The organism is Streptomyces sp. NBC_00490 (genome assembly GCF_036013645.1).
GTDB lineage: Bacteria > Actinomycetota > Actinomycetes > Streptomycetales > Streptomycetaceae > Streptomyces > Streptomyces canus_F.
Genome location: NZ_CP107869.1, coordinates 6,596,906 through 6,621,197 on the forward strand (window position 1 = coordinate 6,596,906; position 24,292 = coordinate 6,621,197).

Below are 24,292 nucleotides of genomic sequence, written 5' to 3' on the forward strand. Positions count from 1 at the left end.
AGATCAATCTCGTCGGCCACCTCAGACAGGAATCCGTATGCACTTCCTTCGTCGAGCCATGGTGTTCCTCGCCAGCCTGGTCACACTCACTGGCGCCACCGTGTTCCTCGCGGCCCCCGCACAGGCGGCCACCTCCTGCTCGGGCACTATCACCTACTCCGACACCGTCTCGCGCAGCGGCAGTGTCATAGGCGAGCTGGTGATCTACTACAACACCAGCAACGGCGGCACCAACAGCGCCTGCTTCTACCACCGTGGCGTGTCCTACGGCGTCTCGACCCCCACGTCCATCCAGATCCTTCGCTGTTCGCAGACGTCAGGTGTCGGCCAGGTGTGCACTCCGACCCAGAACTCTGTTCCGGACAGCGGCAGTTACGCCTACTACGCCGGTCCGGTCGGGGTGACGGGCACAGCGAATTACTGCGTCTCGGCGATCGGTGAGGTCTGGTGGGGTGGCAGCGGGTACTCCATCGACACCGGCAGGCGGGGCTGCTGAACCACGCGTCCTGACGGCCTCGGTCTCTGGGGGCGCCCGGCACACGCCGGGTGCCCCTTTGTCGTAGACGCCGTATGACATCTGTCATCCGGCAGTCAGGACCGCCGACACTGACGGGCGAGGGGGCCGGAGCGCCACTCTGGATCACATGACAACGACAGCGGTCGAATTCGACCAGGTGCGCAAGGCGTACGGCGAGGTCCGGGCCGTGGACGGGCTGAGCCTGGCTCTGTATCCGGGGGAGACCGTGGCCCTGCTGGGGCCCAACGGCGCCGGTAAGTCGACCACGCTCGATCTGCTGCTCGGACTCAGGAACCCCGACAGCGGCAGCGTGCGGCTCTTCGGCGGCGGGCCGCGCGAGGCGATCGTCGCCGGGCGGGTCGGCGCGATGCTGCAGAGCGGCGGACTGATGGACGAGGTGACGGTCGCCGAGCTGGTCCGGCTCGCCTGTGATCTGCACCCGCGGCCCTACCGCCCCTCCGACGTCCTGGCCCGCGCCGGGATCACCCAGCTCGCCGACCGCAAGGTCGACAAGCTCTCCGGCGGCCAGGCCCAGCGCGTCCGCTTCGCCCTCGCGACCGCCGGCGACAGCGACCTGATCGTCCTCGACGAGCCCACCACCGGCATGGACGTCACCACCCGCCAGGGCTTCTGGGCCACCATGCGCGAACAGGCCGACCAGGGGCGGACCGTCCTGTTCGCCACCCACTACCTGGAGGAGGCCGACGCGATCGCCGACCGCGTGCTGGTCCTGCACCGCGGCCGGCTCCTCGCGGACGGCACCGCGGCCGAGATCAAGGCGAAGGCGGGCGTCCGGCGGATCTCCTTCGACCTGGAGGCCCCGGTCGACGAGACCGCCCTGCGCGCCCTCCCCTTCCTGACCACCCTCACCGTCTCGGGCCCCACCGTCCGCATCCAGTCCACCGACGCCGACGCCACCGTCCACGCCCTCTACGGCCTCGGCGTCTACCCCCGCAACATCGAGGTCGCCGGGCTCGGCCTGGAGCAGGCGTTCGTCGCCATCACCGAGGCCGAGGAGGCCCGTACCGCATGAACAGTCTGATCAGGCTGGAACTGGCCCGCGCCCTGCGCAACCGCAAGTTCCTGTTCTTCTCGGTGATCTACCCCTCGATCCTGTTCCTGCTCATCGGCGGCAGCGCCGACAGCACGTCGAAGGTCGACGGGACGGGCCTGACCCTGCCCACCTACATGATGGTCTCGATGGCCTCCTTCGGCGCCCTCACCGCCGTCCTGATGGGCAACAGCGAGCGCATCGCCAAGGAGCGCGAGACCGGCTGGGTGCGGCAACTGCGGCTGACCCCGCTGCCGGGCCGGGGCTATGTCCTCGCGAAGACCGCGAGCGCCGCCGTGGTCAGTCTGCCGTCCATCGTCGTGGTCTTCGCCGTCGCCGCGGTCGTGAAGGACGTACGGCTGGACGCCTGGCAGTGGCTCGCCCTCACCGGCGCGATCTGGGCCGGCAGTCTCGTCTTCGCCGCGCTCGGCGTGGCCATCGGCTACCTCGCGAGCGGGGACGCGGTCCGCCCGATCACGATGATCACCTACTTCGGGCTGTCCATCCTCGGCGGCCTGTGGATGCCGACGACGACCTTCCCGGGCTGGCTCCAGGACATCGCCGAGTGGGTGCCCACGCACGCGTACGCTGCCCTGGGGCAGGCGATCGAGCAGAGCCAGGCCCCGCAAGCCAAGGACATCGCCGTCCTCGCCGTCTTCTTCGCCCTGTTCACCGGCGGCGCGGCGTGGCTGTACCGGAAGGACACGCTGAAGGCGTGAGGACGATGACGGACGACCAACTGCCCTCGTGGACCCGGCCGGAGAACCAGATCCGGGTGGGTCAGCCGCCCCGCAACCGGGCCGACGCGGTGCGCAAGCTCGTCTGGATACTGCCCTGGCTGATCTTCCTCGGCTCGCCGGTGCAGGACCTGAGCTCCGGCGACCACGGTACGGCCGCGACCGTGGCCGGCTGGGTGGCCCTCGCCACCTTCACCGGCCTCTATCTGACCCTGGTCTTCCGGAACATGGGGCGGCCGTTCGCCGAGCCGATCGTGGGCGCCCTCGTCTTCCTGCTCGGCGCCCTCGCCGTGACCCTGTGCCTCACCCTCGGCGGTGCGTGGATCGGCCTGTTCGTGTACGTCTCCGTCACCTGCGGCGCCACGCTGCCGCAACGGGCCGCGTACTGGGCGGTCGGGCTGAACACCCTGGCGATGGTCCTGGTCGGCGTGGACGTCGGCCTGGACGACTGGAGCCTGGTCCTGGTGGTGCTGCTCCTGGGCTTCGCGATGATGGGCGTGAAGCAACTGGTCCGGACGACCGTGGAGTTGCGCAAGGCCCGCGCGACGGTGGCCCAACTGGCGGCGAACGAGGAGCGGTTGCGCCTGGCCAGGGACCTGCACGACCTCCTCGGCCACTCGCTCTCGCTGATCACCCTCAAGAGCGAGCTCGCGGGCCGGATGCTCCCCGACCACCCCGGCAAGGCGGCCCAGCAGGTCGCCGACATCGAACAGGTCAGCCGCCAGGCCCTGGTCGACGTCCGCGCCGCCGTCTCCGGCTACCGGCGCGCCCGGCTGTCCGACGAACTCGCCGGCGCACAGGTCGCCCTGAACGCGGCCGACGTCACCGCGGAGGTGCCCGCCGAACCCGGCCTCGACGGCGTCCCCGAGGAGAGCGAGACCGCGCTCGCCTGGGCGCTGCGCGAGGCGGTCACCAACGTCGTACGGCACAGCGGCGCGACCCGCTGCACGATCGAGCTCCTGCGGCGCCAGACACTGGACGGGCCGGTGCTGGAACTCTCCGTCGAGGACAACGGCTCGGGAGGCTCGGGCAAGGGCCCCGGCAACGGTCTGACGGGCTTGACCGAACGCCTGGAGAAGGCGGGCGGCACCCTGGAGGCGGGCCGTACCAAGCACGGATTCCGGCTGGTCGCCCGAGTCCCCGCCACCACGTCGGCGGCCATAGGATCCGGCGCATGAGCCCTACGATCAAGGTCCTCCTCGCCGAGGACCAGTCGATGGTCCGCGAGGCACTCGCCGCCCTCCTCGGTCTGGAGGACGACATCGAGGTCGTCGCCCAGGTGGCCCGCGGCGACGAGGTGCTGGCCGCGGTCCGCGCCCACGACGTCGACGTGGCCCTCCTGGACATCGAGATGCCGGGCGCCACGGGCATCGAGGCGGCGGCCCAGGTCCACAAGGAACTCCCGGCGGTCAAGCTGGTCGTCCTCACCACCTTCGGCCGCCCCGGCTACCTCCGCAGCGCGATGGAGGCCGGCGCCGACGCCTTCCTGGTCAAGGACGCCCCCGCGGCCCAACTCGCGGAAGCGGTACGCAAGGTCCTGGCGGGGGAGCGGGTCATCGACCCGACACTGGCGGCAGCGGCGCTGGCGGACGGCGCGAACCCGCTGACCGACCGCGAGCGCGAGATCCTGAGGGCAGCGGAGGACGGCTCCACGAACGCCGAGTTGGCGACCAAGCTCCACCTGTCCCAGGGAACGGTCCGCAACTACCTCTCGACGGCGATCCAGAAACTGGCGGTACGCAACAGGGCGGAAGCAGCCCGGCTGGCAAGAGAGAAGGGCTGGCTGTAGCCACCTAGGGGCGCGGGGAACTGCGCGACCAGCCACAGCGAACCTGTAGTCGCCCCACAGCCATCAGTTCAACATCGCTCGCGCGGCATGAGCCTGCTGCCGAACCCGAGCCGCAGCAGACTCATCCACCGCCCCCACCACCTCCGCGTACGCATCCAACTCCGTCGCCCCGCCCAGAAAATCCCCCCGCTGCACCAACAACTGCGCCCGCTCATACCGCAACCGAGCCGGATGCGAAGGCAACAGCAGCCCCAACTCCACCGCCCACAACGCCACATCCGACCGCTCCGGCCGTGCCGCCGCCCACGCCCGCACGTTGTTGAGAATCCGCAGCACCACATCCAACGGATCCGCCGGCACCAGCATGGACGCCTGCAAGGGCGCCCCCGTCGCCCCCGCCACCAGCAACTCCGCGTCGGACCCGCTCAACACCCGCCCCCCGTCGAACGGATCGGCGAGCACCTGCTCCTCCTCCGCCCCGAACCCGACGACGAAGTGCCCCGGCAGCGCGACCCCGTACACATGAGCCCCGGCCCGCCGCGCCACCTCCATCCACACCACGGACAGCAGGATGGGCAGCCCCCGCCGCCGCTGCAGCACCGAGTGCAGCAGCGAGGACTCCAGCCGCTGGTAGTCGCCAGGGGTGCCACGGAATCCGAACCGCTCCCCGAGCAGCTCCCGCAGGGACACCGCCCAGGACCGCGGCCCGCCGGGCCGGAAGGGCAGCTGTCCCGCCAGCCGGTCCAGTTCGATCTGTGCCGCGTCCATGCCCGTCTCGTCCAGCGTCCCGTCCGCCTCCGCGCCCACCAGCAGGCACAGCGACGACAGATCGGGCCGCTCGGACCGCACCTCTTCGGCGAACCGGCGGCGCAGCTCGGCGGAGCGTTCCGGAGGCGGGGGGTAGAGGGGGCGCATAGCTGGGTCGTGCCCGGTCACGATGATCCGTACCGGCCGTCGCCGGGAACCGCCGGTTCCCGGTAGTGGTGGTACGCGTGATGCGCCGCGAAGCCCATCCCGGCGTACAGCGCCCGTGCACCCGTGTTGTCCGACTCGACCTGGAGCCATGCGGCGGACGCGCCCTCGTCGAGCGCCCGCCGGGCCAGCGCGGCCATCACCGTGGTGGCGAGTCCCCGCCGCCGCTGTCCGGGATCCACCTCGACGGCGGAGAAGGAGGCCCACCGTCCGTCGACGACACACCGCCCGATGGCGGCCGGAGCCGCCCCGTAGGAGGAACCCGGCACGGTCGCGAACCACACCGAGGGGCCGCTCCCCAGCACCTTCAGCGCCACCTCGCTCACGCCCTTGCGCTGGTACCGGGCGAGCCATGCCTCGTCCGCGTCGCGGGCCAGCAGCACCTCGTCCGCCTCGGCCCGGTCGGCGATCGGGGCCAGCGCGCCGATCCACAGCTCGGCGGTCACCTCGCGCTCCCACCCGCGCCGCTCCAGCTCCGCGCACAGCAGCTCCTGCGTGCCCTCGGCGCCGGTCGCGGTCTGGATGTACGCGGGCAGCCCGCGCTCGCCGTACCAGCGCCGTACGGCCTCCAGTGCCTCGTCCAGCGGTATCCCCGGGTCGCCGACCGGGAGCACCGAGTTGGCCCGCCGGGTGAAGCCCGACGCGGCCCGCAGCTCCCACTCGCCGAGCCGCTCGCTCTCCACCGGCCGCCACGCGCGCGTGGAGACATGCGCGAGTTCCTGGTAGGTGGCGGAGGGTCCGCGGCGGCGGGCCGGGGCGCTCGGCACGACCTTGCCCGCGACCAGCGAGGATTCCGCGATGTGGACGGTTTCGCCACCCTTCCGTGTGATCAGCAGCACACCGTTGTCCCATGATGCGAGAACACCCACCGTGTCGGTGAACTTCTCACCCGGAACCGCAGGATCGTTCATGCGGCGTACGGAGACCCGTTTACCCACGTCAGCGGCGGTGATACGGACCTCAAGGCGCCCCGTCGCAGAGATTTCCACAGGTCAGTTCACCCCTCCTGTTCGGATCATGCCCAAGAACGGAGATACTAGGGGCGGGCATCGACGACGCCGCGCTCCCGCGCGCCAGGCGGCAGGGCCTGAGGAGGCCCGCCAGCGCCCTATCGAGGAGGAACGACAGCGTGACCTACGTCATCGCGCAGCCTTGTGTCGACGTGAAGGACAAGGCGTGCATCGAAGAGTGCCCGGTCGACTGCATCTACGAGGGCTCCAGGTCCTTGTACATCCACCCGGACGAATGCGTCGACTGTGGTGCCTGTGAGCCGGTCTGCCCGGTCGAGGCGATCTTCTACGAGGACGACACTCCGGAGGAGTGGAAGGACTACTACAAGGCGAACGTCGAGTTCTTCGACGAGCTCGGCTCCCCGGGCGGTGCCAGCAAGCTGGGCCTGATCGAGCGCGACCACCCGTTCGTGGCCGCACTGCCGCCGCAGAACCAGTAAGGCGGCCCGCACCCCGCGCGTCGCCTCGGTCCCGTACGGCTCGATCACCTCTGATCGCTGTACGGGACCGAGGCGTTTGCCGTACGAGTGCTGTACCAGAAAGTGAGCCAGACACCGTGTCCGCAGTCTCCGACCGTCTTCCCACCTTCCCCTGGGACAAGCTCGAGCCGTACAAGAAGACGGCTCTCGCGCACCCCGGCGGCATCGTCGACCTGTCCGTCGGCACCCCGGTCGACCCGGTTCCCGACCTGATCCAGAAGGCGCTCGTCGACGCGGCGGACTCGCCGGGCTATCCGACGGTCTGGGGCACACCGGCGCTGCGTGACGCGATCACGGGCTGGGTGGAGCGTCGCCTGGGCGCCCGCGAGGTGACGCACAGGCACGTCCTGCCGATCGTCGGTTCCAAGGAACTGGTCGCCTGGCTCCCGACCCAGCTGGGCCTCGGCCCCGGCGACCGTGTCGCGTACCCGCGCCTGGCCTACCCGACGTACGAGGTCGGCGCCCGGCTGGCCCGCGCGGAGTACGAGGTCTACGACGATCCCACCGAGCTGGACCCCGAGGGCCTGAAGCTCCTGTGGCTCAACTCCCCGTCGAACCCGACGGGCAAGGTGCTGGGCAAGGAAGAGCTCACCCGGATCGTGGCCTGGGCCCGCGAGCACGGGGTGCTCGTCTTCTCCGACGAGTGCTACCTGGAGCTCGGCTGGGACGCCGACCCGGTCTCGGTCCTGCACCCGGACGTCAACGGCGGCTCGTACGACGGCATCGTCGCGGTCCACTCCCTGTCGAAGCGCTCGAACCTCGCGGGTTACCGCGCCGCGTTCCTGGCCGGCGACCCGGCGGTCCTCGGCCCCCTCCTAGAGATCCGCAAGCACGGCGGCATGATGACGGCGGCGCCCACCCAGGCGGCGGTGGTGGCGGCCCTCGGCGACGACGAACACGTCCGCGTCCAGCGCGAGCGCTACGCGGCCCGCCGCGAGGCCCTGCGCGGGGCCCTGGAGGGCCACGGCTTCCGCATCGAGCACAGCGAGGCCAGCCTCTACCTCTGGGCCACCCGGGGCGAGTCCTGCTGGACCACGGTCGCCCACCTGGCCGACCTGGGCATCCTCGTGGCCCCGGGCGACTTCTACGGCGAGGCGGGCGAGGAGTTCGTCCGCGTGGCCCTCACGGCGACGGACGAGCGGGTGCGGGCGGCCGTGGAGCGGCTCGCGTAAGCGTCACGCACACGGCGACGGGGTCCAGGGAGACAACCCTGGACCCCGTCGCCGTGTCAGCCGGACATCAGCCGAGCGGAAGGCTCTTCACCGGAAGGGACTCGGTCGGCAGGCCACCCTTGGTCAGGGAGTCCGTCGGCAGACCGCCCTTCGTCGCGGTGGACGCCGTGTCACCCAGGATGTCCCCGGCGGAGCCCGCCGCGTCGCCCGCCGTCTGCTGCGCGGCCGGTGCCGCCTTCTTCGCGACCTTGCCACTGGTCTTGCCCGCGGTCGGAAGCGCCTTCTTGACCGCGTTGCCACCGGTGTTGCCGGCGATCCCGGTGGCCTTCTGCGCCGCGCCGTCGACGGTGTTGCCGACGCTCGCCCCGTCCAGGGCGGTCAGTCCGCCGAGGTTCGAGGTGGGCAGTTCGGCGGGGGCCGCACTGGCGGAGCCGGCCGCACCGACCCCGGCTGCCGCTCCCGCAGCGACGAGCAGCGCGGCACGGGCGATCCTGCGGGTCAGGGGGAGGGACATGATGCTCCTTTGACGGGAGAGAACGGGGAAGTGTTCGACCGTGTCCGGCAGTTGATCACCGGACTCGGACGCAGTGACTACCGCTCGAAGCCCGCGAAGGTTGCGGCGGCCCAACGTAAAGAGTTGGCAATGCGTCGCATTATCGGCTGCGGATAAAAACGGTCAAAAGGTGTCCGGTCGGAAAGTGTGCCGAATCCTTACAGCCCTTTGTTCTCAAGGGTTTTCGCGAATACGAGGGTGACTGCGCGAAAACCTGCGCACACCGCCGTCCGTGGCGGCCCCGCGTAACCCCTACGAGTGATCGTCCGTACTACTGAGCAGTCAGGATCCGCACGGCCCCCGCGCCCTTCGCCGCCCCGCCGGTCTCTTCCGACGACATCGCCCGCCACTCGCTCTGGGTGTTGCCGGCGGTCCACTCCCGCCCGGCGTACGTGACGCGCTGGATGTGCAGCGCGGAGGCGTTGGCCACCGCCCAGTGCGCGAGCTGCCAGCCGCGCTCCCGGCTGCCGCGGCCCTTGGCGGCGCCGGTCACGGGCACGGTCACGGTCCGCCCGGACACCGTGGCCTGCGGAGCGGGCGTCGCCTCGGCGGCCCCCACCTCCTTGGCGGTGGTGTCCAGCGCGTCCCCGCCGAAGTCCCGTACGAGTGCCTCGCGCACCCCCTCCGGACCCGCGGCGAGGGTCGCCCCCGAGCGGCCGTCGCAGGTCAGCGCGGCTGCCGAGGACCCGGTGAGGGCGGCGGCGAGCACCGTCGCGTCCGGCTCGTGCTTGGCGTACGCCTCCGGATACCCGCTGCGCTGCACGCGCTGGGCGGCCTCGGTGAGCGGCAGCTTCGTGTAGCCGTCGACCTTGACCAGATGCTTGTAGAACTCCCCGGCCGCGTACGTCGGGTCCATGATCTGCTTCTCCGTGCCCCAGCCCTGCGAGGGCCGCTGCTGGAAGAGGCCGAGGGAGTCCCGGTCGCCATGGGTGATGTTGCGCAGGCCGGACTCCTGGAGCGCGGTCGCCAGCGCGATCGCCACCGCCCGCTCGGGCAGCCCGCGCCCGGTGCCGACGGCCGTGATCGTCGCCGCGTTCACCGCCTGCTCCGGAGTGAACTCGTAGGCCACCCCGTCGTCCTTGCCCGAGACGACCTCGCAGCCCGGGGCGTCCGTGCCCGCGGTGATGTACTGGACCACCAGATATCCGGCGACGGCACACAAAATCACGAAGGCCGCCAGACCACGGAAAAGGCGGCCACGACGACGCTGTTGAGGGCGGGACTGCGCTGGCATCCGTACAAGGTAGCGGAGGCCCCTGTGGTGTCCGAGCCGGGTGTGGACAGAGCGGGCGGAGCCCGGCGCGTTAGGGTCGAGGGCATGGCCGATACCCCGCTTGACCTCACGCTGGACGCCGCGCAGCTCACCGCGCGGCTCGTCGACTTCCCGTCCGTCAGCGGCACCGAGAAGCCGCTCGCGGACGCGATCGAGACCGCGCTGCGCGCGCTGCCGCACCTGACGGTCGACCGGTACGGCAACAACGTCGTGGCCCGTACGAACCTGGGCCGCGCGGAGCGGGTGATCCTGGCCGGGCACATCGACACGGTCCCGATCGCGGACAACGTGCCCTCGCGCCTGGATGAGGACGGCTACCTGTGGGGCTGCGGCACCTGCGACATGAAGTCCGGGGTGGCGGTCCAGCTGCGTATCGCGGCGACGGTCCCGGCACCCAACCGCGACCTCACCTTCGTCTTCTACGACAACGAGGAGATCGCCGCCGAGTTCAACGGCCTCAAGCACGTCTCCGAGACCCACCCGGACTGGCTGGCCGGCGACTTCGCCGTGCTGCTGGAGCCGACGAACGGCCAGGTCGAGGGCGGCTGCCAGGGCACGCTCCGGGTGCTGCTGAAGTTCAAGGGGGAGCGGGCGCACTCCGCGCGCGCGTGGATGGGCTCGAACGCGATCCACGCCGCGGCACCGGTGCTGGCGAAGCTGGCCGCGTACGAGCCGCGCAAGCCGATGGTGGACGGTCTGGAGTACCACGAGGGCCTCAACGCGGTCCGTATCGAGGGCGGGGTGGCCACCAACGTCATCCCCGACGCCTGCACGGTCACCGTCAACTTCCGCTACGCGCCCGACCGCAGTGAGGAGGAGGCGGAGGCGTTCGTCCGTGAGTACTTCGCCGACTGCGGGGTGGACGAGTTCGTGGTGGACGACCACACGGGCGGTGCGCGTCCCGGCCTGAACCACCCGTCGGCCGCGGCCTTCGTGGAGGCCGTCGGCGGCGAGGTCCACCCCAAGTTCGGCTGGACGGACGTGGCCCGCTTCAGCGCGCTCGGCGTGCCCGCGGTGAACTACAGCCCCGGCAACCCGCTGCTGGCCCACAAGGTGGACGAGCGGGTCAAGGTGTCGCTGATCCCCGAGGCGGAGGAGCGGCTGAAGTCCTGGCTGACGGCGTGAAGTGAGCCTCGTGCCGGTCGGACATCCGCATGTCCCCCCTCTGTAACCCGCGTAGATCTACGCTGAGGTGGAAACACCCGCAAGTGGAGGGAGCGCACATGGCTACCGGCAACCCCGAGGGGAAGAAGCAGCCACCGTCGGAGCAGCGCCTGGGACCGGTCCTCCGAAGGCGGGGCCAGGTGACGGCGAGCACGACCGACCAGCGCCTCCTGGACGCGGGCGGCCCGTCCGACTGGGTCCACACCGACCCCTGGCGGGTCCTGCGCATCCAGTCGGAGTTCATCGAGGGCTTCGGCACGCTCGCCGAACTCCCGCCCGCGATCAGTGTGTTCGGGTCGGCGCGGACGCCGGCGGACTCACCGGAGTACGAGGCGGGCGTGCAGCTCGGACGGGGCCTGGTGGAGGCCGGGTTCGCCGTCATCACCGGTGGCGGTCCCGGGGCCATGGAGGCGGCCAACAAGGGCGCCTGCGAGGCGAAGGGCATCTCCGTCGGCCTCGGCATCGAGCTCCCCTTCGAGCAGGGGCTCAACCCCTACGTCGACATCGGCCTCAACTTCCGGTACTTCTTCGTCCGCAAGATGATGTTCGTGAAGTACGCGCAGGGCTTCGTGGTCCTGCCCGGCGGTCTCGGCACCCTGGACGAGCTGTTCGAGGCCCTGACCCTCGTCCAGACCCAGAAGGTCACCCGCTTCCCGATCGTCCTCTTCGGCAGCGAGTACTGGGGCGGCCTCGTCGACTGGATCACCAACACCCTGGTGGCCCAGGGCAAGGCGTCGGAAAAGGACCTGCTCCTCTTCCACGTGACGGACGACGTGGACGAGGCGGTGGCCCTGGTCTCGAAGGAGGCGGGCCGCTAGAAACCCCCGCGGACATCGGACGGGCTGGGTTTCTCAGCCCGTCCGGCGTTTGAGGACAAGGCCCCTTCAGGGCCGAAGCGGGGGCCTGGGGGCGCAGCCCCCAGGGACGGGACGGGTAGGGGCGGCGGGGGCGAAAAAGGCCCTACGCCAGCCCCCGCCGGGCAACCGCCGGAGGGCGGTGGCCCGCGATGGACGCCACCATGTCCAGCACCTGCCGGGTCTCCGCGACCTCGTGCACGCGGTACACCTGCGCCCCCAGCCACGCCGACACCGCGGTGGTCGCCAACGTCCCCACCACCCGCTCCTTCACCGGCTTGTCCAACGTCTCCCCGACGAAGTCCTTGTTGGACAGCGACACCAGCACGGGCCACCCGCTGGACACCATCTCCCCCAACCGCCGCGTCGCCTCGAGACTGTGCCGCGTGTTCTTCCCGAAGTCGTGCCCCGGATCGATCAGCACCGACTCCCGGGGCACCCCCAGCGACACCGCCCGCTCGGCCAGCCCCAGGGTCACCCGCAGGATGTCGGCCATGACGTCGTCGTAGGACACCCGATGCGGCCGCGTACGAGGCTCCGATTCCCCCGCGTGCGTACAGACCAGCCCCACCCCGTACCGCGCGGCGACCTCCGCGAGCCCCGGGTCGACCCCGCCCCACGCGTCGTTCAGCAGGTCCGCCCCCGCCTCGCACACGGCCGCACCGACCGACGCCCGCCAGGTGTCCACGCTGATCACGACATCCGGGAACCGCCGCCGCACCTCCGCCACGAACCCGACCGTCCGCCGCGCCTCCTCCTCGGCGGAGACTTCCTCACCCGGCCCGGCCTTGACCCCGCCGATGTCGATGATCGCGGCACCCTCGGCCACCGCCTGCTCCACGCGCGCGAGGGCCGGCTCGTCACGGAAGGTCGCGCCCTGGTCGTAGAAGGAGTCCGGGGTCCGGTTCACGATCGCCATGATCACCGGCTCGTGCTGCCCGAATTCCCGCCTGCCCAGCCTGAGCATCCGCTGTGACCTCTCGTAGTACGACCTGGGTACGGCCGCTTCCTCGGCCGCCTGCGACCCTAACTGTCAGACTCGCATGGCACGATCGGACTCTGACACATTCGACTCCGAGCACATTCACCGAGCGTGGAGACCCCCAGCGATGGTTATGTTCTTGTTCCTCGTCGTCGCGCTCGCCGTCGTGGTCGCCGCGGTGACGCTCGCCGTGGTGGGCGGCGGCGAGACAGGCCCCCTGCCCGAGGCCGCCCCGGAGCGGCTCCAGGACCCCCTCCCGCTGGAGCGCCCGGTCAACCGCGCCGATGTCGAGGCCCTTCGCTTCCCGCTCGCCGCCCGCGGCTACCGCATGGGCGACGTGGACGACGCCCTCAGCCGCCTCGGCGCCGAGCTCGCCGAACGCGACGCCCGTATCGCCGACCTGGAGTCCGCCCTGGCCGGCGCCCAGGCCGTCACGCGCGGCGCGCCCGTCTCGCAGGTGTCCATGGAGAAGCCCGCCGAGGGTCCGGAGGAGCAGCGGTGACCGACGGCGCCGCCCTCGCCGGCCCGGACGGCGCCCTGCGCTGTCCCTGGGCGCTGTCCACCGAGGACTACGTCGCGTACCACGACGAGGAGTGGGGCCGCCCGGTCCACGGCGACGACGCCCTGTACGAGCGCCTGAGCCTGGAGGCCTTCCAGTCCGGCCTCTCCTGGATCACGATCCTGCGCCGCCGGGAAGGCTTCCGGGCGGCTTTCGCGGGCTTCGAGATCGCCAAGGTCGCCCTGTTCACGGACACCGACCGGGACCGCCTTCTCACCGACGAGGGCATCATCCGCAACAGGGCCAAGATCGAGGCGACGCTCGCCAACGCGCGCGTGCTGGCCGACTGGGCTCCGGGCGAACTCGACGACCTCATCTGGTCCCACGCCCCGAAGACACCGGGCCCGGCCCCCAAGGCGCTGGGGGACGTCCCGGCGATCACTCCCGAGTCGACGGCCCTCTCGAAGGCCCTGAAGAAGAGGGGCCTTCGCTTCGTCGGCCCGACCACGGCGTACGCGCTGATGCAGGCGTGCGGCCTGGTGGACGATCATCTGGCCACGTGCGTCGCCAGGCAGAGCTGACGCTCAGCGCCCCAGGTACTTGGGCGTCTCCTTGTTCACGAAGGCCTGCACGGCGATCGCATGGTCCTGCGAGGATCCCGCCCGCGTCTGCAGCTCGTCCTCCTTGTCCAGCGTCTCGGCCAGGGAGTGCGAGAACCCGTACGCGACGGCTTCCTTGATCGCCGCGTAGGCCACCGTCGGCCCCTCGGCCAGCGCCCGCGCGATCTTCTCGGCCTGGCCCGGCAGCTCGGTGGACGGTACGAGACGGTTCGCGATCCCCAGCTCGTACGCCTCCTGAGCCTTGATCGTCCGCGGGAAGAGCAGCAGATCGGCGGCGCGCCCCGGCCCGATCACGCGCGGGAGGGTCCACGAGACCCCGGAGTCCGCCGTCAGCGCGACCCCCGCGAACGACGTGTTGAACCCCGCCGTGTCCGCCACCACCCGATAGTCCGCCGCCAGCGCCAGTCCGAAGCCGGCCCCGGCCGCGACGCCGTTCACCCCGGCCACCACAGGCTTCGGCATCTGCGTCAGCGCCCGCACGATCGGGTTGTAGTGCTCCGCGACCGTGCTCATGACCTTCGTCGAGCCCTCGGCCAGCAGCCCGATGTGTTCCTTGAGGTCCTGTCCCACACAGAACGCCCGCTCCCCGGTCGAGGTCAGCAGCACCGCCCGTACGGCTCCGTCACCGGCCGCGGATTCCACCGCCTCCCGCAGCGCGACCTTCGTCGCGATGTCGAGCGCGTTCATCGCCTCGGGACGGTTGATCGTGATCGTCGCGAGCCCGTCGCTCACCTCGTAGAGCACGGTGTCGGCCATGGTCTGTCCCCTCCTGCGTCCCAGCGGGTTACTTGCGGGTTTCGAAGGACAGCATGGCGGAGATCACCGCCGAACGACCGGAACGGACGTGTGACCTGCGTCAAAGAATCTGCGACCGAAAGAGGCCGCCGGATACGTGTGCGGCCGCGCAGTATCGCAGTCACATCGCCGAATTGAGTGGTTTTGCTCGCGCGCGTTGCCCAAGCGATGCCGACTGATGTTGGTCATCGGGTCCTGAGATGCGGGATAATGGCCTGGAAGCAATGTGTTCGATGCCGGTGTCGCGTGCCCACGCACGACACGCGTGCCCTCTCCCAGGGCCGTCGGCTTTGACGATGAGCTGGTTTCAGGAAGGGGAACGAGCATGGCGGCCATGAAGCCGCGGACGGGCGATGGCCCGCTCGAGGTGACAAAGGAGGGGCGGGGCATTGTCATGCGCGTTCCGCTCGAAGGCGGCGGTCGGCTCGTCGTCGAGCTGACCCCGGATGAGGCCGACGCGCTCGGTGACGCCCTCAAGAAGGTCGTCGGCTGACGCGGAAGCGACCATACCCCTTCAGCTGCCCCGGCATCGTCATCGGTGTCGGGGCAGGTGTTTGCCCAGGTCAGAATGGTGCGAGGGTCAGCGCTTGACCGCGCAGAGCAGCCCGTCGCCCACCGGCAGCAGCGACGGCACCAGCTCCTGGCTCTCCCGCACCGCGCGCAGCAGTTCGCGCAGCCGCAGCACCTCGGTGGGCTGCGGACCCGAGTCCATCGTCCGGCCGTGCGCGAAGACACCCTCGAAGACGACCAGGCCCCCCTGCCGCAGCAGGCGCAACGATTCAGCGAGGTAGTCCATGACCTCCAGCCGGTCACCGTCGCAGAAGACGAGGTCGTAACCGGCGTCGGTCAGGCGGGGCAGGACGTCCAGGGCACGGCCCGGGATGAAGCGGGCCCGGTTGCTGGCGAACCCGGAGGCGCGGAAGGCCTGCCGGGCGAACTGCTGGTGCTCCGGCTCGGGGTCGACCGTGGTGAGCACCCCGTCCGGCCGCATGCCGTGCAGCAGATGGATACCGGAGACACCGGTACCGGTGCCGATCTCGGCGACCGCCTTCGCGTCGACGGAGGCCGCCAGCAACCGCAGGGCTGCGCCCGCGCCGGGCGACACCGAGCGCAGGCCCGCTTCACGGGCCCGGTCACGGGCCCAGCGCAGCACTTCGTCCTCGGCGACGTAGGCGTCGGCGAACGCCCAGCTCGTCTGCCGGTTGGCGGTAATGACCCTCTCCTGTCCCCGTGGTTGCCTGGGCGTGACTGTATCCGTTGGGCCCGGGAACCCGCAGATGGGACCGGGCGTTTAGAGGGGTGGAGACGCACCCGGGGGGACACAGTTGGATCACGATGCCGAGCACGGGCCCGAGCGGGCGGTGACGCAGCCGCACGAGCGGTATCAGCCCAGATCAAATTCTCGTAAAACCGCTTATCCGGAGCTAACGGGCGAGGTGGCTATGGTAGGGGCTCCACTGGACACCACCAGAGCCGACAGGGGAGGTGCGGCCGCGCCTTTGGATCGGGGAGGAGTGCTGCGGCGCTTCCTCGGATCGGCGGGTAGGCCGAAATCCGTGAACGACACCGCTGCTGACCACAGCCACGGCGAATACGCCACCGCGACCTTCTCCACCGACGCGGACGGGCAGGCCTGGACTCCTCCGACGTGGGAGGAGATCGTCAGCACGCACAGCGGCCGGGTCTACCGGCTCGCCTACCGCCTGACGGGCAACCAGCACGACGCCGAGGACCTCACTCAGGAGGTCTTCGTCCGCGTCTTCCGCTCCTTGTCGACGTACACGCCCGGCACCTTCGAGGGCTGGCTCCACCGCATCACCACCAACCTGTTCCTGGACATGGTCCGGCGCAAGCAGCGCATCCGCTTCGACGCCCTCGGCGAGGACGCGGCGGAGCGCCTGCCCAGCCGCGAGCCGTCGCCGCAGCAGGTCTTCAACGACGCGCACTTCGACGCGGACGTCCAGCAGGCTCTCGACACCCTGGCGCCCGAGTTCCGCGCCGCGGTCGTCCTGTGCGACATCGAAGGACTGTCGTACGAGGAGATCGCCGCGACCCTGGGTGTCAAGCTCGGCACGGTCCGCTCGCGGATCCACCGCGGCCGTTCCCAGCTGCGCAAGGCACTCGCGCACCGTTCGCCGGAGGCGCGGGCCGAGCGTCGCTCCTTCGTGCCCCGCGTCGCCGCTCTGGGGGGAGGGGGCGCGACCGCGTGAGTGGATCACGGCCCAATCCCGCCGAAGGGCGGTTTACTGAGCAGCACCTGGGAGACCGACTCGCCGCGCTGGTCGATGGCGAGCTCGGTCATGAGACGCGCGAGCGCGTCCTCGCCCACCTGGCCACCTGCGCCAGGTGCAAGGCCGAGGCCGACGCCCAGCGCCGACTGAAGAACGTCTTCGCGGAGGCCGCGCCCCCGCCTCCCTCCGAGAGCTTCCTGGCCCGCCTCCAGGGGCTGCCCGGCGGAGGTGACTCGGACGGCGGCTCGCCGTTCGGGGGAGGATTCGGCGACGGTTTCTCCGGAAGACCGGGCAGCGCCGGAGTCTTCGGCGTGAAGCGGGGCGAGCGTTTCGCGTTCGACTACGTCCCCGCGACGCCGCACGCCTCCGCGCTCAACCCCTCCAGCGGCGGTTTCCGCATCCATGACGTCAGCCGGCACGAGGCCGAGAGATCGGCGTCGCGCGGTATGCGGTTCGCGTTCGTCGTGGGCGGGGCGGTGTCGCTGGCCGCGATCGCCCTGGGCGGTGTCGCCACGGTCGCGCCGACCGACACCGACGCCCGTAGCGGCTCGGGCGGCAGCAATGTCACCCCGGCCCGCACACAGGGCGGCACGGGCACCGCGACACCCGACAGCCAGCGCCGTCGTGCGGTGGGTCCGCTGTTCGCCCAGGACCAGTCCCGGATCGACGCCCCGGTCGCCCCGACCGAGGTGTCCGCACCGCTGGTTCCCGGCACCCAGGCGCACGAGGCCACGCTGACGGCGCCCGTGGTGGCCGGCGCGGCCGCGATGTCCCCGTTGATACGTCCGCTCAGCGCGACCCCGCCGCTCACCCTGACCTCCTGGTCCACGTCCGCGGACCTCACCCCGCGGGGCCTGCTCGCCGCACCCGTCCCCCACGTGACCTCATCCCCCTCCGGCACCGCCCACTGACCCGGCCTCTGCGCGCCGGCACCCGAACCTGGTTGAATCCAGGGAGAGCCGTGCCCGCGCCTGTCCGGCAGATCAGGCCGTGATGGCGGCAGCGTGCCTGACAGGCGCAGGTGAGCGGGGCCGACGTGCCGGCCAGGCCCCGGTGTGGGGAGAGCATGAACGAGGGGAAGCCCACGAAGGCGAAGTGGTGGAGCCGACCGCGTCCGCAGGGCCCTGCGGGCCAGGCGGAGGGGGCTCCGGCCGCGCCGGGCGAGTACAGCGTGGGGACCGAGGGGGCACCTCCGGTGCCGGGTCCCACCGCCGACGGTGACTACGAGCTGAAGCAGCCTCAGCAGCCGGCCGGCACGGCCGATGACGGGGGCGACTTCGCGCTGAGGTCGCCGCGGGACGCCGTGCGCGAGGACGGTTCGTCCGTGCCCGTGCCCGTGCCCGAGCCCGTGCCCGAGCCCGAGCCCGGACCCGAGCCCGGGGCCGAGCCGCAGGACCGGGTCCCCGCAGGGACCCAGGGTGACGGTGACTTCGAGCTGAGCCTGCCCCTCACGCCCACCGCCCCGGCGGTGGGGGAGGGCACGGCGGACCCCTCTCCCAAGCCCCTGCACGACCCCGACCCCTACAGCACCCCGCCGTACGGCGAGCCCGGCCCCTGGGCCCCGGCCCCGCCGGTACAGCACCCGGCCAACACCCCGTCCCACGGCACGGCGATACCGACGCCCCCGCAGGCGCACGGCACCCCCGCGCCGACTCCCAGCGCCCCCTCCTACGCGGACGCACCCTCTCCGGCGCCCTACGCCGAGACCCCGTCCACCCCGCCCCCCGCCAACCCCTGGCGGAACTACGACCCCTGGGCCGCCGTCCCCCTCCCCACCTTGCTCCAGCAGCACGGCGCCGCCGTCCTCGCCAGGGACGGGCGCCGCAAGCGGGCCAGGAGGGTCCTCGTCGTCTGTGCCGTGCTGATCGCGCTGGTCTCCGGGGGCGTCGGCGGGGCCGTAGGGGCCTATCTGGAGCGCAATGGCGGTGTGGGGGACGTGGAGCTGCCGCAGGCCGATGCCGAGCCCGCAGGGCGGGCGCCGGACAGCGTGGCGGGGATCGCCGCACGGGCGCTGCCCAGCGTGGTGACCCTCCATGTGAGCGGCGCGGAGGAGCAGGGCACCGGCACCGGGTTCGTGCTCGACGACCGGGGCCACATCCTCACCAACAACCACGTCGTCGAGCCCGCCGGAGCCGACGGGGACATATCCGTCACCTTCCACAGCGGCGACACCGCCAAGGCCACCGTCGTCGGGCGGGACAGCGGCTACGACCTCGCCGTCGTGAAGGTCACCGGCGTCAGCGGACTCCAGCCCATGAACCTCGGCAACTCCGACAGCGTCCAGGTCGGCGACCCGGTCGTCGCCATCGGCGCCCCCTTCGACCTGGAGGGCACCGTCACCTCCGGGATCATCAGCGCCAAGGAGCGGCCCATCACGGCCGGCGGCGAGAGCGGCGACGGCAGCGACGTGTCCTACGTCGACGCCCTGCAGACCGACGCGCCCATCAACCCCGGCAACTCCGGCGGCCCCCTCCTCGACTCCAAGGCCCGGGTCATCGGCATCAACTCCGCCATCCGCTCCGCCGACGACGGCTCCGACTCCGGTGGCGCCCAGGCCGGCTCCATCGGCCTCGGCTTCGCCATCCCCATCAACCAGGGCAAGCGCGTCGCCGAAGAGCTGATCAACACCGGCAAGGCGACCCACCCGGTCATCGGCGTCACCCTCGACATGGACTACTCGGGCGACGGCGCCCGCGTCGGCACGAAGGGCAACGACGGCGGGCCCGCGGTCATCGCCGGCGGCGCCGGGGACAAGGCAGGCATCAAGTCGGGCGACGTCATCACCGAGGTCGACGGCCAGCGCATCCACTCCGGCGAGGAGCTGATCGTCAAGACCCGCGCCCACCGCCCGGGCGACCGGCTGGAGCTCACCGTGGAACGCGGCGGCGAGGAGCTGACCATCTCCCTGGTGCTCGGATCCTCGGACGGCGATTGAGCGCCCCCGATTAACAGAAACCTCACAGGGGCGCCCGCAAACCCGGCCCCACATGGCAAACAACCCTCAAAACCGCTCATGCCCGCGCACTCGGAGGCCTCGGGACAGTACCGGTCGTACCGGATCGCCGGGTACCGTGGACCCGGCCCGGACATCGCAAGGAGCTTCAGGTGTTCAATGACATAGGACCGCTCGAGCTGATGACGCTCGTTGTCCTCGCCGTGCTCGTCTTCGGTCCGGACAAGCTCCCGAAGGTCATCCAGGACGTCATGCGCACCATCCGGAAGGTCCGGGAGTTCTCGGAGAGCGCCAAGCAGGACATCCGCTCGGAACTCGGTCCCGAGTTCAAGGACTTCGAGTTCGAGGACCTGAACCCCAAGACGTTCATCCGCAAGCAGATGGACAACGACGAGCTGGGGCTCAAGGAGATCCGCAACGGCTTCGACATCAAGAAGGAGATGGCCGAGGTCACCGACGCGGTCCACGGCCGTGAGTCGGAGTCGTCCTCGTCCTCCTCCGGGTCGTCGTCAGGCGGCCGGATCGACATGACCAAGAAGCCCGACGACGACGGCAAGGACGACCGCCCGGTCTTCGACGCGGACGCCACCTGAACGTCGTACACCCGCAGTCGTCCCCATGCTCCTCAGCCGCACGTCAGTGACGTGCGGCTGCGTCGTACGTGACGCGTTTCATATCCCGCCAGGCCTCCGTGCGGCCTGATCCCGACGCCCGGACGCCCCGCGCGCCGGGCGCTTTCCCTGCTGGTCCCGGTGGGGTGGCTATGCTGCCGAGTTGTTGTGCGGACCGGACGAGTCGCCCGAAGGGGGGTGGGCCGTTCCGGACCGACGAGGAACGAGGAGGCGTCCGGGCACATGGAGACGACGAGTCAGGCGGTCGCACAGGCCCCGGCGGAGGGCGGACAGCAGGTCCCCTCCGCCCGGCGCACGGTCGACGGCTACCTGCTGGCGCCCTTCCCGTGGTACGGCCTCGACGAGGCCTTCACGGGTCCGCGCTGGCTGATGCAGGTCGGGACGGCGGCGGACGGTGCCGTCGAGCACGGTTCGATCGGGCACGGTGACGAGCCCTCCGTGCGGAACGAGGCGTCGGAGGACAAGGAGAAGTTCGCGGTGGTGGTGACCGTCGCGGCGAACCCGTCCCGCAGGAGCGCCGACGGCACGGGGCTTCTCGAGGCGACGTCGGTCTCCTCGGCGGCGTGGCTCGCGGGGGTCGGGCTGCTGTCCTTCACCTGGCCCGGCTCGATGGACCACTCGCTGCGCGACGACTGGCTGGACCAGCAGACGGAGACGGCGTGGGCCCTGGCCGACGACCTCGACGGTTCGGACTGGTCGACCCTGTCGCTCCCCGTGGACGGGGTGCCGACGTCCTTCCACTACCGCGAGTCCGAGTTCGGCTGGGTCCTCGCCGGGTCCACGCCGGAGGGCGTGCACGTGGGGGCGTACGGGAGAGGCATGAGCGCGTACGGGCTCGGCTTCGCCATGATCAAGGACATCTCGGCCTACGACGCGTAGCCGGTCCTACGACGAGGGGGCGCCGACTCCGTGAGCCGGCGCCCCCTCGTCGCAGGAGGATCTAGAACTTGTTCCGCGGGGTGATCCCCAGGGACAGGCCCGCGAGGCCGCGCTGGCGTCCGCCCAGCTTCCCCGCGATCGCCCGCAGGGCCGCGCCCGCCGGGGAGTCCGGGTCGCTCAGGACGACCGGCTTGCCGTCGTCGCCGCCCTCGCGCAGGCGGACGTCGATCGGGATGGAGCCGAGGACCGGGACCGTCGCGCCGGTCGTCTTGGTGAGGCCGTCGGCGACCATCTGGCCGCCGCCCGTGCCGAAGATGTCGACCATCTCGTCGCAGTGCGGGCAGGGCATGCCCGACATGTTCTCGACCACGCCGACGATCTTCTGGTGGGTCTGGACGGCGATGGCACCCGCCCGCTCGGCCACCTCGGCGGCGGCCTGCTGCGGGGTCGTGACGACCAGGATCTCGGCGTTCGGGACCAGCTGGGCCACGGAGATCGCGATGTCGCCCGTGCCCGGCGGAAGGTCGAGGAGGAGGACGTCGAGGTCACCCCAGTACACGTCCGCGAGGAACTGCTGAAGCGCCCTGTGCAGCATCGGGCCGCGCCACACCACCGGGGCGTTGCCCGGGGTGAACATGCCGATGGAGATGACCTTCACGCCGTGCGCCGACGGCGGCATGATCATGTTCTCGACCTGGGTCGGACGCCCGTCGGCGCCCAGCATGCGGGGCACGGAGTGGCCGTAGATGTCGGCGTCCACGACGCCCACCTTGAGACCGTCCGCGGCCAGCGCCGCCGCCAGGTTCACTGTCACCGAGGACTTGCCGACGCCGCCCTTGCCGGAGGCGACCGCGTACACGCGCGTGAGCGAGCCCGGCTTGGCGAAGGGGACCTCGCGCTCGGTCTGGCCTCCGCGCAGGGCCGTCGCCAGCTCCTTGCGCTGCTCGTCGCTCATCACGTCGAGCGTGACGTCGACACCGGTGACGCCCTCGACCGCCGCGACGGCGTCGGTCACACGCTGGGTGATCGTCTCGCGCATCGGGCAGCCGGACACGGTCAGGTAGACGGCGACCGCGACCGCTCCGTCCGCGCCGATGTCCACCGACTTGACCATTCCCAGTTCGGTGATGGGTCGGTTGATCTCGGGGTCGTTCACCGTCGCCAGTGCCTCGCGCACCGCGTCTTCGCTAACCATAAGGAAGATGGTACGGCTCGGCGGCGTGCCCCCGGGATGCCCGTCAGCGGTCTTCTACGTCACGTCCGGGCGACCGTTCTGCCGGGAATACGCCGTGGCCGTCCCCCCGCTCCTCCAGTTCCTTCATCAGGTCCTGCAGCTCGGAGCGGATCCAGTCCCGGGTGGCGACCTCGCCGAGGCCGATCCGCAGGGCGGCGATCTCGCGGGTCAGATACTCGGTGTCGGCGATCGAGCGCTCGTTCTGCTTGCGGTCCTGCTCAAGATTGACCCGGTCCCGATCGTCCTGCCGGTTCTGCGCGAGCAGGATCAGAGGGGCCGCGTAGGAGGCCTGGAGGGACAGCATCAGAGTCAGGAAGATGAAGGGGTAGTTGTCGAACTTCAGGTCGCCCGGCGCGAAGATGTTCCACAGCACCCACACGATGATGACGATCGTCATCCAGACGATGAACCGCCCGGTGCCGAGGAAGCGCGCGATGCGCTCCGAGAGCCGTCCGAAGGCCTCCGGGTCCCACTCGGGCAGCAGACGCCGCCGGGGCGGCCGGGGCTGGTCCAGACGGGCACGAGGGCGCGTGGCGGCGGTGGCCCCCGCGGGGGTGCGCTCGCGGCCCGTCTCACGCTCAGGAGCCATGCGGAGTCACCTCGTCCTCGTCGAGGTGGAACTCGGTCTCACGCCAGTCCTCCGGCAGCATGTGGTCCAGTACGTCGTCCACGGTCACCGCGCCCAGCAGCGACCCGGAGTCGTCCACGACGGGCGCCGCCACCATGTCGTACGTCGCGAAGAACCCGGCGACGACCGGCAGCGCGGCGTCCGGGTCCAGGGGCTGGAGGTCGTCGTCGATGATCGCGCTGACCAGGGTGTACGGCGGGTCCCGCAGCAGGCGCTGGAAGTGGACCGTGCCGAGGTACTTGCCGGTCGGCGTCTCGTCGGGCGGACGGCAGACGTAGACCTGGGCGGCGAGGGCGGGCGACAGGTCGGCGTTGCGGACCCGGGCGAGGGCGTCGGCGACGGTGGCGTCCGGCCGCAGGACGATCGGCTCGGTCGTCATCAGACCGCCGGCCGTGTGCTCCTCGTAGGACATCAGGCGCCGCATGTCGGCCGCGTCGGCGGGCTCCATCAGGCTCAGCAGCCGCTCCTGGTCCTCCTCGGGGAGTTCGGAGAGCAGGTCGGCCGCGTCGTCCGGGTCCATGGCCTCCAGCACGTCCGCGGCCCGCTCCTCCTTGAGCTTGCCGAGGATCTCGATCTGGTCGTCCTCGGGGAGCTCTTCGAGGACGTCGGCCAGCCGGTCGTCGTCGAGGGCCGCGGCGACCTCCGCGCGGCGCTTGGGGGAGAGGTGGTGCAGGACGTTCGCCAGGTCGGCGGGGCGGAGCTGCTCGAAGGTGGCGAGGAGGCTCTCGGCGCCCTGTCCGTGCTCCTCCAGGGAGAAGCCGGTGACCGCGGACCACTCGACGGTCAGCGTCTCGCCCTTGCGGCGGAAGGCACCGCCCTTGCCGCCCTTGCGGACGAAGACGCGGTCGATCTCCCAGTCCCGGCGGGCCGGCAGCTGCTGCACGGACACATCGAGGACGGTGACCTCTTCCTTGGCCTCGACGAGCGTCACGCGCCGGTCCAGGAGCTCGCCGAAGACCAGGCGCTCGGTGGGCCGCTGCTCGAAGCGGCGGACGTTGAGCACCCCGGTGGTGATGACCTGGCCGGACTCGATGCTGGTCACGCGGGTCATGGGCAGGAAGATACGGCGCCGGGTCGACAGTTCGACGACGAGGCCGAGCACCCTCGGTGGTCTCCGTCCGACGCGCAGCATGACGACCAGGTCGCGCACCCGGCCCACCTGGTCGCCGTTCGGATCGAAGACGGCGACTCCGGCGAGGTGCGAGACGAAGATCCTGGGGACACCCCCTGCCATGCCTGCGCCTCCTTTTCACGCCGATTGCCCGCTG

27 protein-coding genes are annotated in these 24,292 nt (G+C 71.0%); 17 read left to right on the plus strand and 10 right to left on the minus strand.

Annotated elements, in window-relative coordinates:
* Positions 1–37 precede the first annotated feature (37 nt).
* From OG381_RS30210 to OG381_RS30230, 5 genes are all read left to right on the plus strand, one after another.
* Complete coding sequence (locus OG381_RS30210; RefSeq protein WP_327719221.1) at positions 38–496, plus strand: hypothetical protein; 459 nt, start codon at positions 38–40, stop codon at positions 494–496.
* Between the two features lie 148 nt (positions 497–644).
* Positions 645–1,550, plus strand: coding sequence for an ABC transporter ATP-binding protein (locus OG381_RS30215; RefSeq protein ID WP_327719222.1), 906 nt, complete (start codon positions 645–647; stop codon positions 1,548–1,550).
* Positions 1,547–2,287, plus strand: a complete 741-nt coding sequence (locus OG381_RS30220; RefSeq protein ID WP_327719223.1) for an ABC transporter permease — start codon at positions 1,547–1,549, stop codon at positions 2,285–2,287. Before OG381_RS30215 ends, OG381_RS30220 begins: the two co-directional genes overlap by 4 nt.
* A gap of 5 nt (positions 2,288–2,292) precedes the next feature.
* Entirely contained in the window at positions 2,293–3,483 is a 1,191-nt protein-coding gene (locus tag OG381_RS30225) for a sensor histidine kinase (protein WP_327722591.1), read from the plus strand.
* A complete protein-coding gene (locus tag OG381_RS30230; protein ID WP_307026238.1) occupies positions 3,480–4,094 on the plus strand; it encodes a response regulator transcription factor in 615 nt (204 codons plus the stop codon). The genes OG381_RS30225 and OG381_RS30230 overlap by 4 nt, the downstream gene beginning before the upstream one ends.
* 63 nt (positions 4,095–4,157) lie before the next feature.
* Here OG381_RS30230 and OG381_RS30235 read toward each other — a convergent pair whose 3' ends face one another.
* Entirely contained in the window at positions 4,158–5,009 is an 852-nt protein-coding gene (locus OG381_RS30235; RefSeq protein WP_327719224.1) for a transglutaminase-like domain-containing protein, read from the minus strand.
* 17 nt (positions 5,010–5,026) lie between these two features.
* Positions 5,027–6,055: a GNAT family N-acetyltransferase gene (locus OG381_RS30240; RefSeq protein ID WP_327719225.1), complete on the minus strand. Its 1,029-nt coding sequence runs from the start codon at positions 6,053–6,055 to the stop codon at positions 5,027–5,029.
* A 140-nt stretch (positions 6,056–6,195) separates the two neighbouring features.
* Here OG381_RS30240 and fdxA point away from each other — a divergent pair, with 140 nt between their 5' ends.
* Together fdxA and OG381_RS30250 are read left to right on the plus strand one after the other, a co-directional pair.
* The gene (gene fdxA / locus OG381_RS30245) at positions 6,196–6,516 is read left to right on the plus strand and encodes a ferredoxin (protein ID WP_019058397.1); all 321 of its coding nucleotides are present in this window, start codon (positions 6,196–6,198) and stop codon (positions 6,514–6,516) included.
* Positions 6,517–6,632: 116 nt separating this feature from the next.
* The gene (locus tag OG381_RS30250) at positions 6,633–7,727 is read left to right on the plus strand and encodes a bifunctional succinyldiaminopimelate transaminase/glutamate-prephenate aminotransferase (RefSeq protein ID WP_327719226.1); all 1,095 of its coding nucleotides are present in this window, start codon (positions 6,633–6,635) and stop codon (positions 7,725–7,727) included.
* Between the two features lie 67 nt (positions 7,728–7,794).
* Here OG381_RS30250 and OG381_RS30255 read toward each other — a convergent pair whose 3' ends face one another.
* Both OG381_RS30255 and OG381_RS30260 read right to left on the minus strand, forming a co-directional pair.
* Entirely contained in the window at positions 7,795–8,241 is a 447-nt protein-coding gene (locus tag OG381_RS30255; RefSeq protein ID WP_327719227.1) for an ATP-binding protein, read from the minus strand.
* A 310-nt stretch (positions 8,242–8,551) separates the two neighbouring features.
* On the minus strand, positions 8,552–9,514 hold the full coding sequence (locus OG381_RS30260; protein ID WP_327719228.1) for a heavy metal transporter: 963 nt from the start codon (positions 9,512–9,514) through the stop codon (positions 8,552–8,554).
* An 84-nt stretch (positions 9,515–9,598) separates the two neighbouring features.
* Here OG381_RS30260 and dapE point away from each other — a divergent pair, with 84 nt between their 5' ends.
* Together dapE and OG381_RS30270 are read left to right on the plus strand one after the other, a co-directional pair.
* A complete protein-coding gene (gene dapE / locus OG381_RS30265; protein WP_327719229.1) occupies positions 9,599–10,678 on the plus strand; it encodes a succinyl-diaminopimelate desuccinylase in 1,080 nt (359 codons plus the stop codon).
* A 98-nt stretch (positions 10,679–10,776) separates the two neighbouring features.
* Positions 10,777–11,535: a TIGR00730 family Rossman fold protein gene (locus OG381_RS30270; protein WP_327719230.1), complete on the plus strand. Its 759-nt coding sequence runs from the start codon at positions 10,777–10,779 to the stop codon at positions 11,533–11,535.
* Between the two features lie 142 nt (positions 11,536–11,677).
* On the opposite strand, the gene folP is transcribed toward OG381_RS30270, so the two are convergent.
* Positions 11,678–12,538 carry a dihydropteroate synthase gene (folP, locus tag OG381_RS30275; protein WP_327719231.1) on the minus strand — a complete coding sequence of 287 codons (861 nt, stop codon included), beginning with the start codon at positions 12,536–12,538 and terminating at the stop codon, positions 11,678–11,680.
* Between the two features lie 142 nt (positions 12,539–12,680).
* On the opposite strand from folP, the gene OG381_RS30280 reads away from it, so the two are divergent.
* Together OG381_RS30280 and OG381_RS30285 are read left to right on the plus strand one after the other, a co-directional pair.
* The gene (locus OG381_RS30280; RefSeq protein ID WP_327719232.1) at positions 12,681–13,055 is read left to right on the plus strand and encodes a DivIVA domain-containing protein; all 375 of its coding nucleotides are present in this window, start codon (positions 12,681–12,683) and stop codon (positions 13,053–13,055) included.
* Entirely contained in the window at positions 13,052–13,633 is a 582-nt protein-coding gene (locus OG381_RS30285; protein ID WP_327719233.1) for a DNA-3-methyladenine glycosylase I, read from the plus strand. The genes OG381_RS30280 and OG381_RS30285 overlap by 4 nt, the downstream gene beginning before the upstream one ends.
* Positions 13,634–13,636: 3 nt before the next feature.
* Here OG381_RS30285 and OG381_RS30290 read toward each other — a convergent pair whose 3' ends face one another.
* Positions 13,637–14,428 carry an enoyl-CoA hydratase/isomerase family protein gene (locus OG381_RS30290; protein WP_327719234.1) on the minus strand — a complete coding sequence of 264 codons (792 nt, stop codon included), beginning with the start codon at positions 14,426–14,428 and terminating at the stop codon, positions 13,637–13,639.
* Between the two features lie 364 nt (positions 14,429–14,792).
* Here OG381_RS30290 and OG381_RS30295 point away from each other — a divergent pair, with 364 nt between their 5' ends.
* On the plus strand, positions 14,793–14,960 hold the full coding sequence (locus OG381_RS30295) for a DUF3117 domain-containing protein (protein ID WP_003966491.1): 168 nt from the start codon (positions 14,793–14,795) through the stop codon (positions 14,958–14,960).
* Positions 14,961–15,047: 87 nt separating this feature from the next.
* On the opposite strand, the gene OG381_RS30300 is transcribed toward OG381_RS30295, so the two are convergent.
* Positions 15,048–15,680, minus strand: coding sequence for an O-methyltransferase (locus OG381_RS30300; RefSeq protein WP_327722592.1), 633 nt, complete (start codon positions 15,678–15,680; stop codon positions 15,048–15,050).
* A 301-nt stretch (positions 15,681–15,981) separates the two neighbouring features.
* Between OG381_RS30300 and sigE the strand changes: the two genes are divergently transcribed.
* The 5 genes from sigE (at position 15,982) to OG381_RS30325 (ending at position 21,162) form a co-directional block, all read left to right on the plus strand.
* Positions 15,982–16,677, plus strand: coding sequence for an RNA polymerase sigma factor SigE (sigE, locus tag OG381_RS30305; protein ID WP_171147868.1), 696 nt, complete (start codon positions 15,982–15,984; stop codon positions 16,675–16,677).
* Positions 16,674–17,609 carry an anti-sigma factor family protein gene (locus OG381_RS30310; RefSeq protein WP_327719235.1) on the plus strand — a complete coding sequence of 312 codons (936 nt, stop codon included), beginning with the start codon at positions 16,674–16,676 and terminating at the stop codon, positions 17,607–17,609. Before sigE ends, OG381_RS30310 begins: the two co-directional genes overlap by 4 nt.
* A gap of 155 nt (positions 17,610–17,764) precedes the next feature.
* A complete protein-coding gene (locus OG381_RS30315) occupies positions 17,765–19,633 on the plus strand; it encodes a trypsin-like peptidase domain-containing protein (RefSeq protein ID WP_327719236.1) in 1,869 nt (622 codons plus the stop codon).
* 170 nt (positions 19,634–19,803) lie between these two features.
* Positions 19,804–20,244 (plus strand): sec-independent translocase, encoded by a 441-nt coding sequence (locus tag OG381_RS30320; RefSeq protein WP_327719237.1) that lies wholly within the window; start codon positions 19,804–19,806, stop codon positions 20,242–20,244.
* 261 nt (positions 20,245–20,505) lie between these two features.
* Positions 20,506–21,162 (plus strand): hypothetical protein, encoded by a 657-nt coding sequence (locus tag OG381_RS30325; RefSeq protein ID WP_307026213.1) that lies wholly within the window; start codon positions 20,506–20,508, stop codon positions 21,160–21,162.
* A 61-nt stretch (positions 21,163–21,223) separates the two neighbouring features.
* Here OG381_RS30325 and OG381_RS30330 read toward each other — a convergent pair whose 3' ends face one another.
* The 3 genes from OG381_RS30330 to OG381_RS30340 are packed head-to-tail and all read right to left on the minus strand — an operon-like array spanning position 21,224 to position 24,258.
* On the minus strand, positions 21,224–22,357 hold the full coding sequence (locus OG381_RS30330) for an Mrp/NBP35 family ATP-binding protein (RefSeq protein ID WP_327719238.1): 1,134 nt from the start codon (positions 22,355–22,357) through the stop codon (positions 21,224–21,226).
* A 43-nt stretch (positions 22,358–22,400) separates the two neighbouring features.
* Positions 22,401–22,985 (minus strand): DUF1003 domain-containing protein, encoded by a 585-nt coding sequence (locus OG381_RS30335; protein ID WP_327719239.1) that lies wholly within the window; start codon positions 22,983–22,985, stop codon positions 22,401–22,403.
* Positions 22,975–24,258: a magnesium transporter MgtE N-terminal domain-containing protein gene (locus OG381_RS30340; RefSeq protein WP_307026206.1), complete on the minus strand. Its 1,284-nt coding sequence runs from the start codon at positions 24,256–24,258 to the stop codon at positions 22,975–22,977. The genes OG381_RS30335 and OG381_RS30340 overlap by 11 nt, the downstream gene beginning before the upstream one ends.
* Positions 24,259–24,292: the final 34 nt, after the last annotated feature.

Coding starts and splice junctions, on each gene's coding strand:
- OG381_RS30280 (WP_327719232.1), top strand. CDS start 12,681: ATGGTTATGTTCTTGTTCCTCGTCGTCGCGCTCGCCGTCGTGGTCGCC.
- OG381_RS30315 (WP_327719236.1), top strand. CDS start 17,765: ATGAACGAGGGGAAGCCCACGAAGGCGAAGTGGTGGAGCCGACCGCGT.
- OG381_RS30335 (WP_327719239.1), bottom strand. CDS start 22,985: ATGGCTCCTGAGCGTGAGACGGGCCGCGAGCGCACCCCCGCGGGGGCC.
- OG381_RS30210 (WP_327719221.1), top strand. CDS start 38: ATGCACTTCCTTCGTCGAGCCATGGTGTTCCTCGCCAGCCTGGTCACA.
- OG381_RS30220 (WP_327719223.1), top strand. CDS start 1,547: ATGAACAGTCTGATCAGGCTGGAACTGGCCCGCGCCCTGCGCAACCGC.
- OG381_RS30330 (WP_327719238.1), bottom strand. CDS start 22,357: ATGGTTAGCGAAGACGCGGTGCGCGAGGCACTGGCGACGGTGAACGAC.
- OG381_RS30230 (WP_307026238.1), top strand. CDS start 3,480: ATGAGCCCTACGATCAAGGTCCTCCTCGCCGAGGACCAGTCGATGGTC.
- OG381_RS30295 (WP_003966491.1), top strand. CDS start 14,793: ATGGCGGCCATGAAGCCGCGGACGGGCGATGGCCCGCTCGAGGTGACA.
- OG381_RS30225 (WP_327722591.1), top strand. CDS start 2,293: ATGACGGACGACCAACTGCCCTCGTGGACCCGGCCGGAGAACCAGATC.
- dapE (WP_327719229.1), top strand. CDS start 9,599: ATGGCCGATACCCCGCTTGACCTCACGCTGGACGCCGCGCAGCTCACC.
- OG381_RS30215 (WP_327719222.1), top strand. CDS start 645: ATGACAACGACAGCGGTCGAATTCGACCAGGTGCGCAAGGCGTACGGC.
- folP (WP_327719231.1), bottom strand. CDS start 12,538: ATGCTCAGGCTGGGCAGGCGGGAATTCGGGCAGCACGAGCCGGTGATC.
- OG381_RS30235 (WP_327719224.1), bottom strand. CDS start 5,009: ATGCGCCCCCTCTACCCCCCGCCTCCGGAACGCTCCGCCGAGCTGCGC.
- OG381_RS30290 (WP_327719234.1), bottom strand. CDS start 14,428: ATGGCCGACACCGTGCTCTACGAGGTGAGCGACGGGCTCGCGACGATC.
- OG381_RS30325 (WP_307026213.1), top strand. CDS start 20,506: ATGGAGACGACGAGTCAGGCGGTCGCACAGGCCCCGGCGGAGGGCGGA.
- OG381_RS30340 (WP_307026206.1), bottom strand. CDS start 24,258: ATGGCAGGGGGTGTCCCCAGGATCTTCGTCTCGCACCTCGCCGGAGTC.
- OG381_RS30260 (WP_327719228.1), bottom strand. CDS start 9,514: ATGCCAGCGCAGTCCCGCCCTCAACAGCGTCGTCGTGGCCGCCTTTTC.
- OG381_RS30255 (WP_327719227.1), bottom strand. CDS start 8,241: ATGTCCCTCCCCCTGACCCGCAGGATCGCCCGTGCCGCGCTGCTCGTC.
- OG381_RS30270 (WP_327719230.1), top strand. CDS start 10,777: ATGGCTACCGGCAACCCCGAGGGGAAGAAGCAGCCACCGTCGGAGCAG.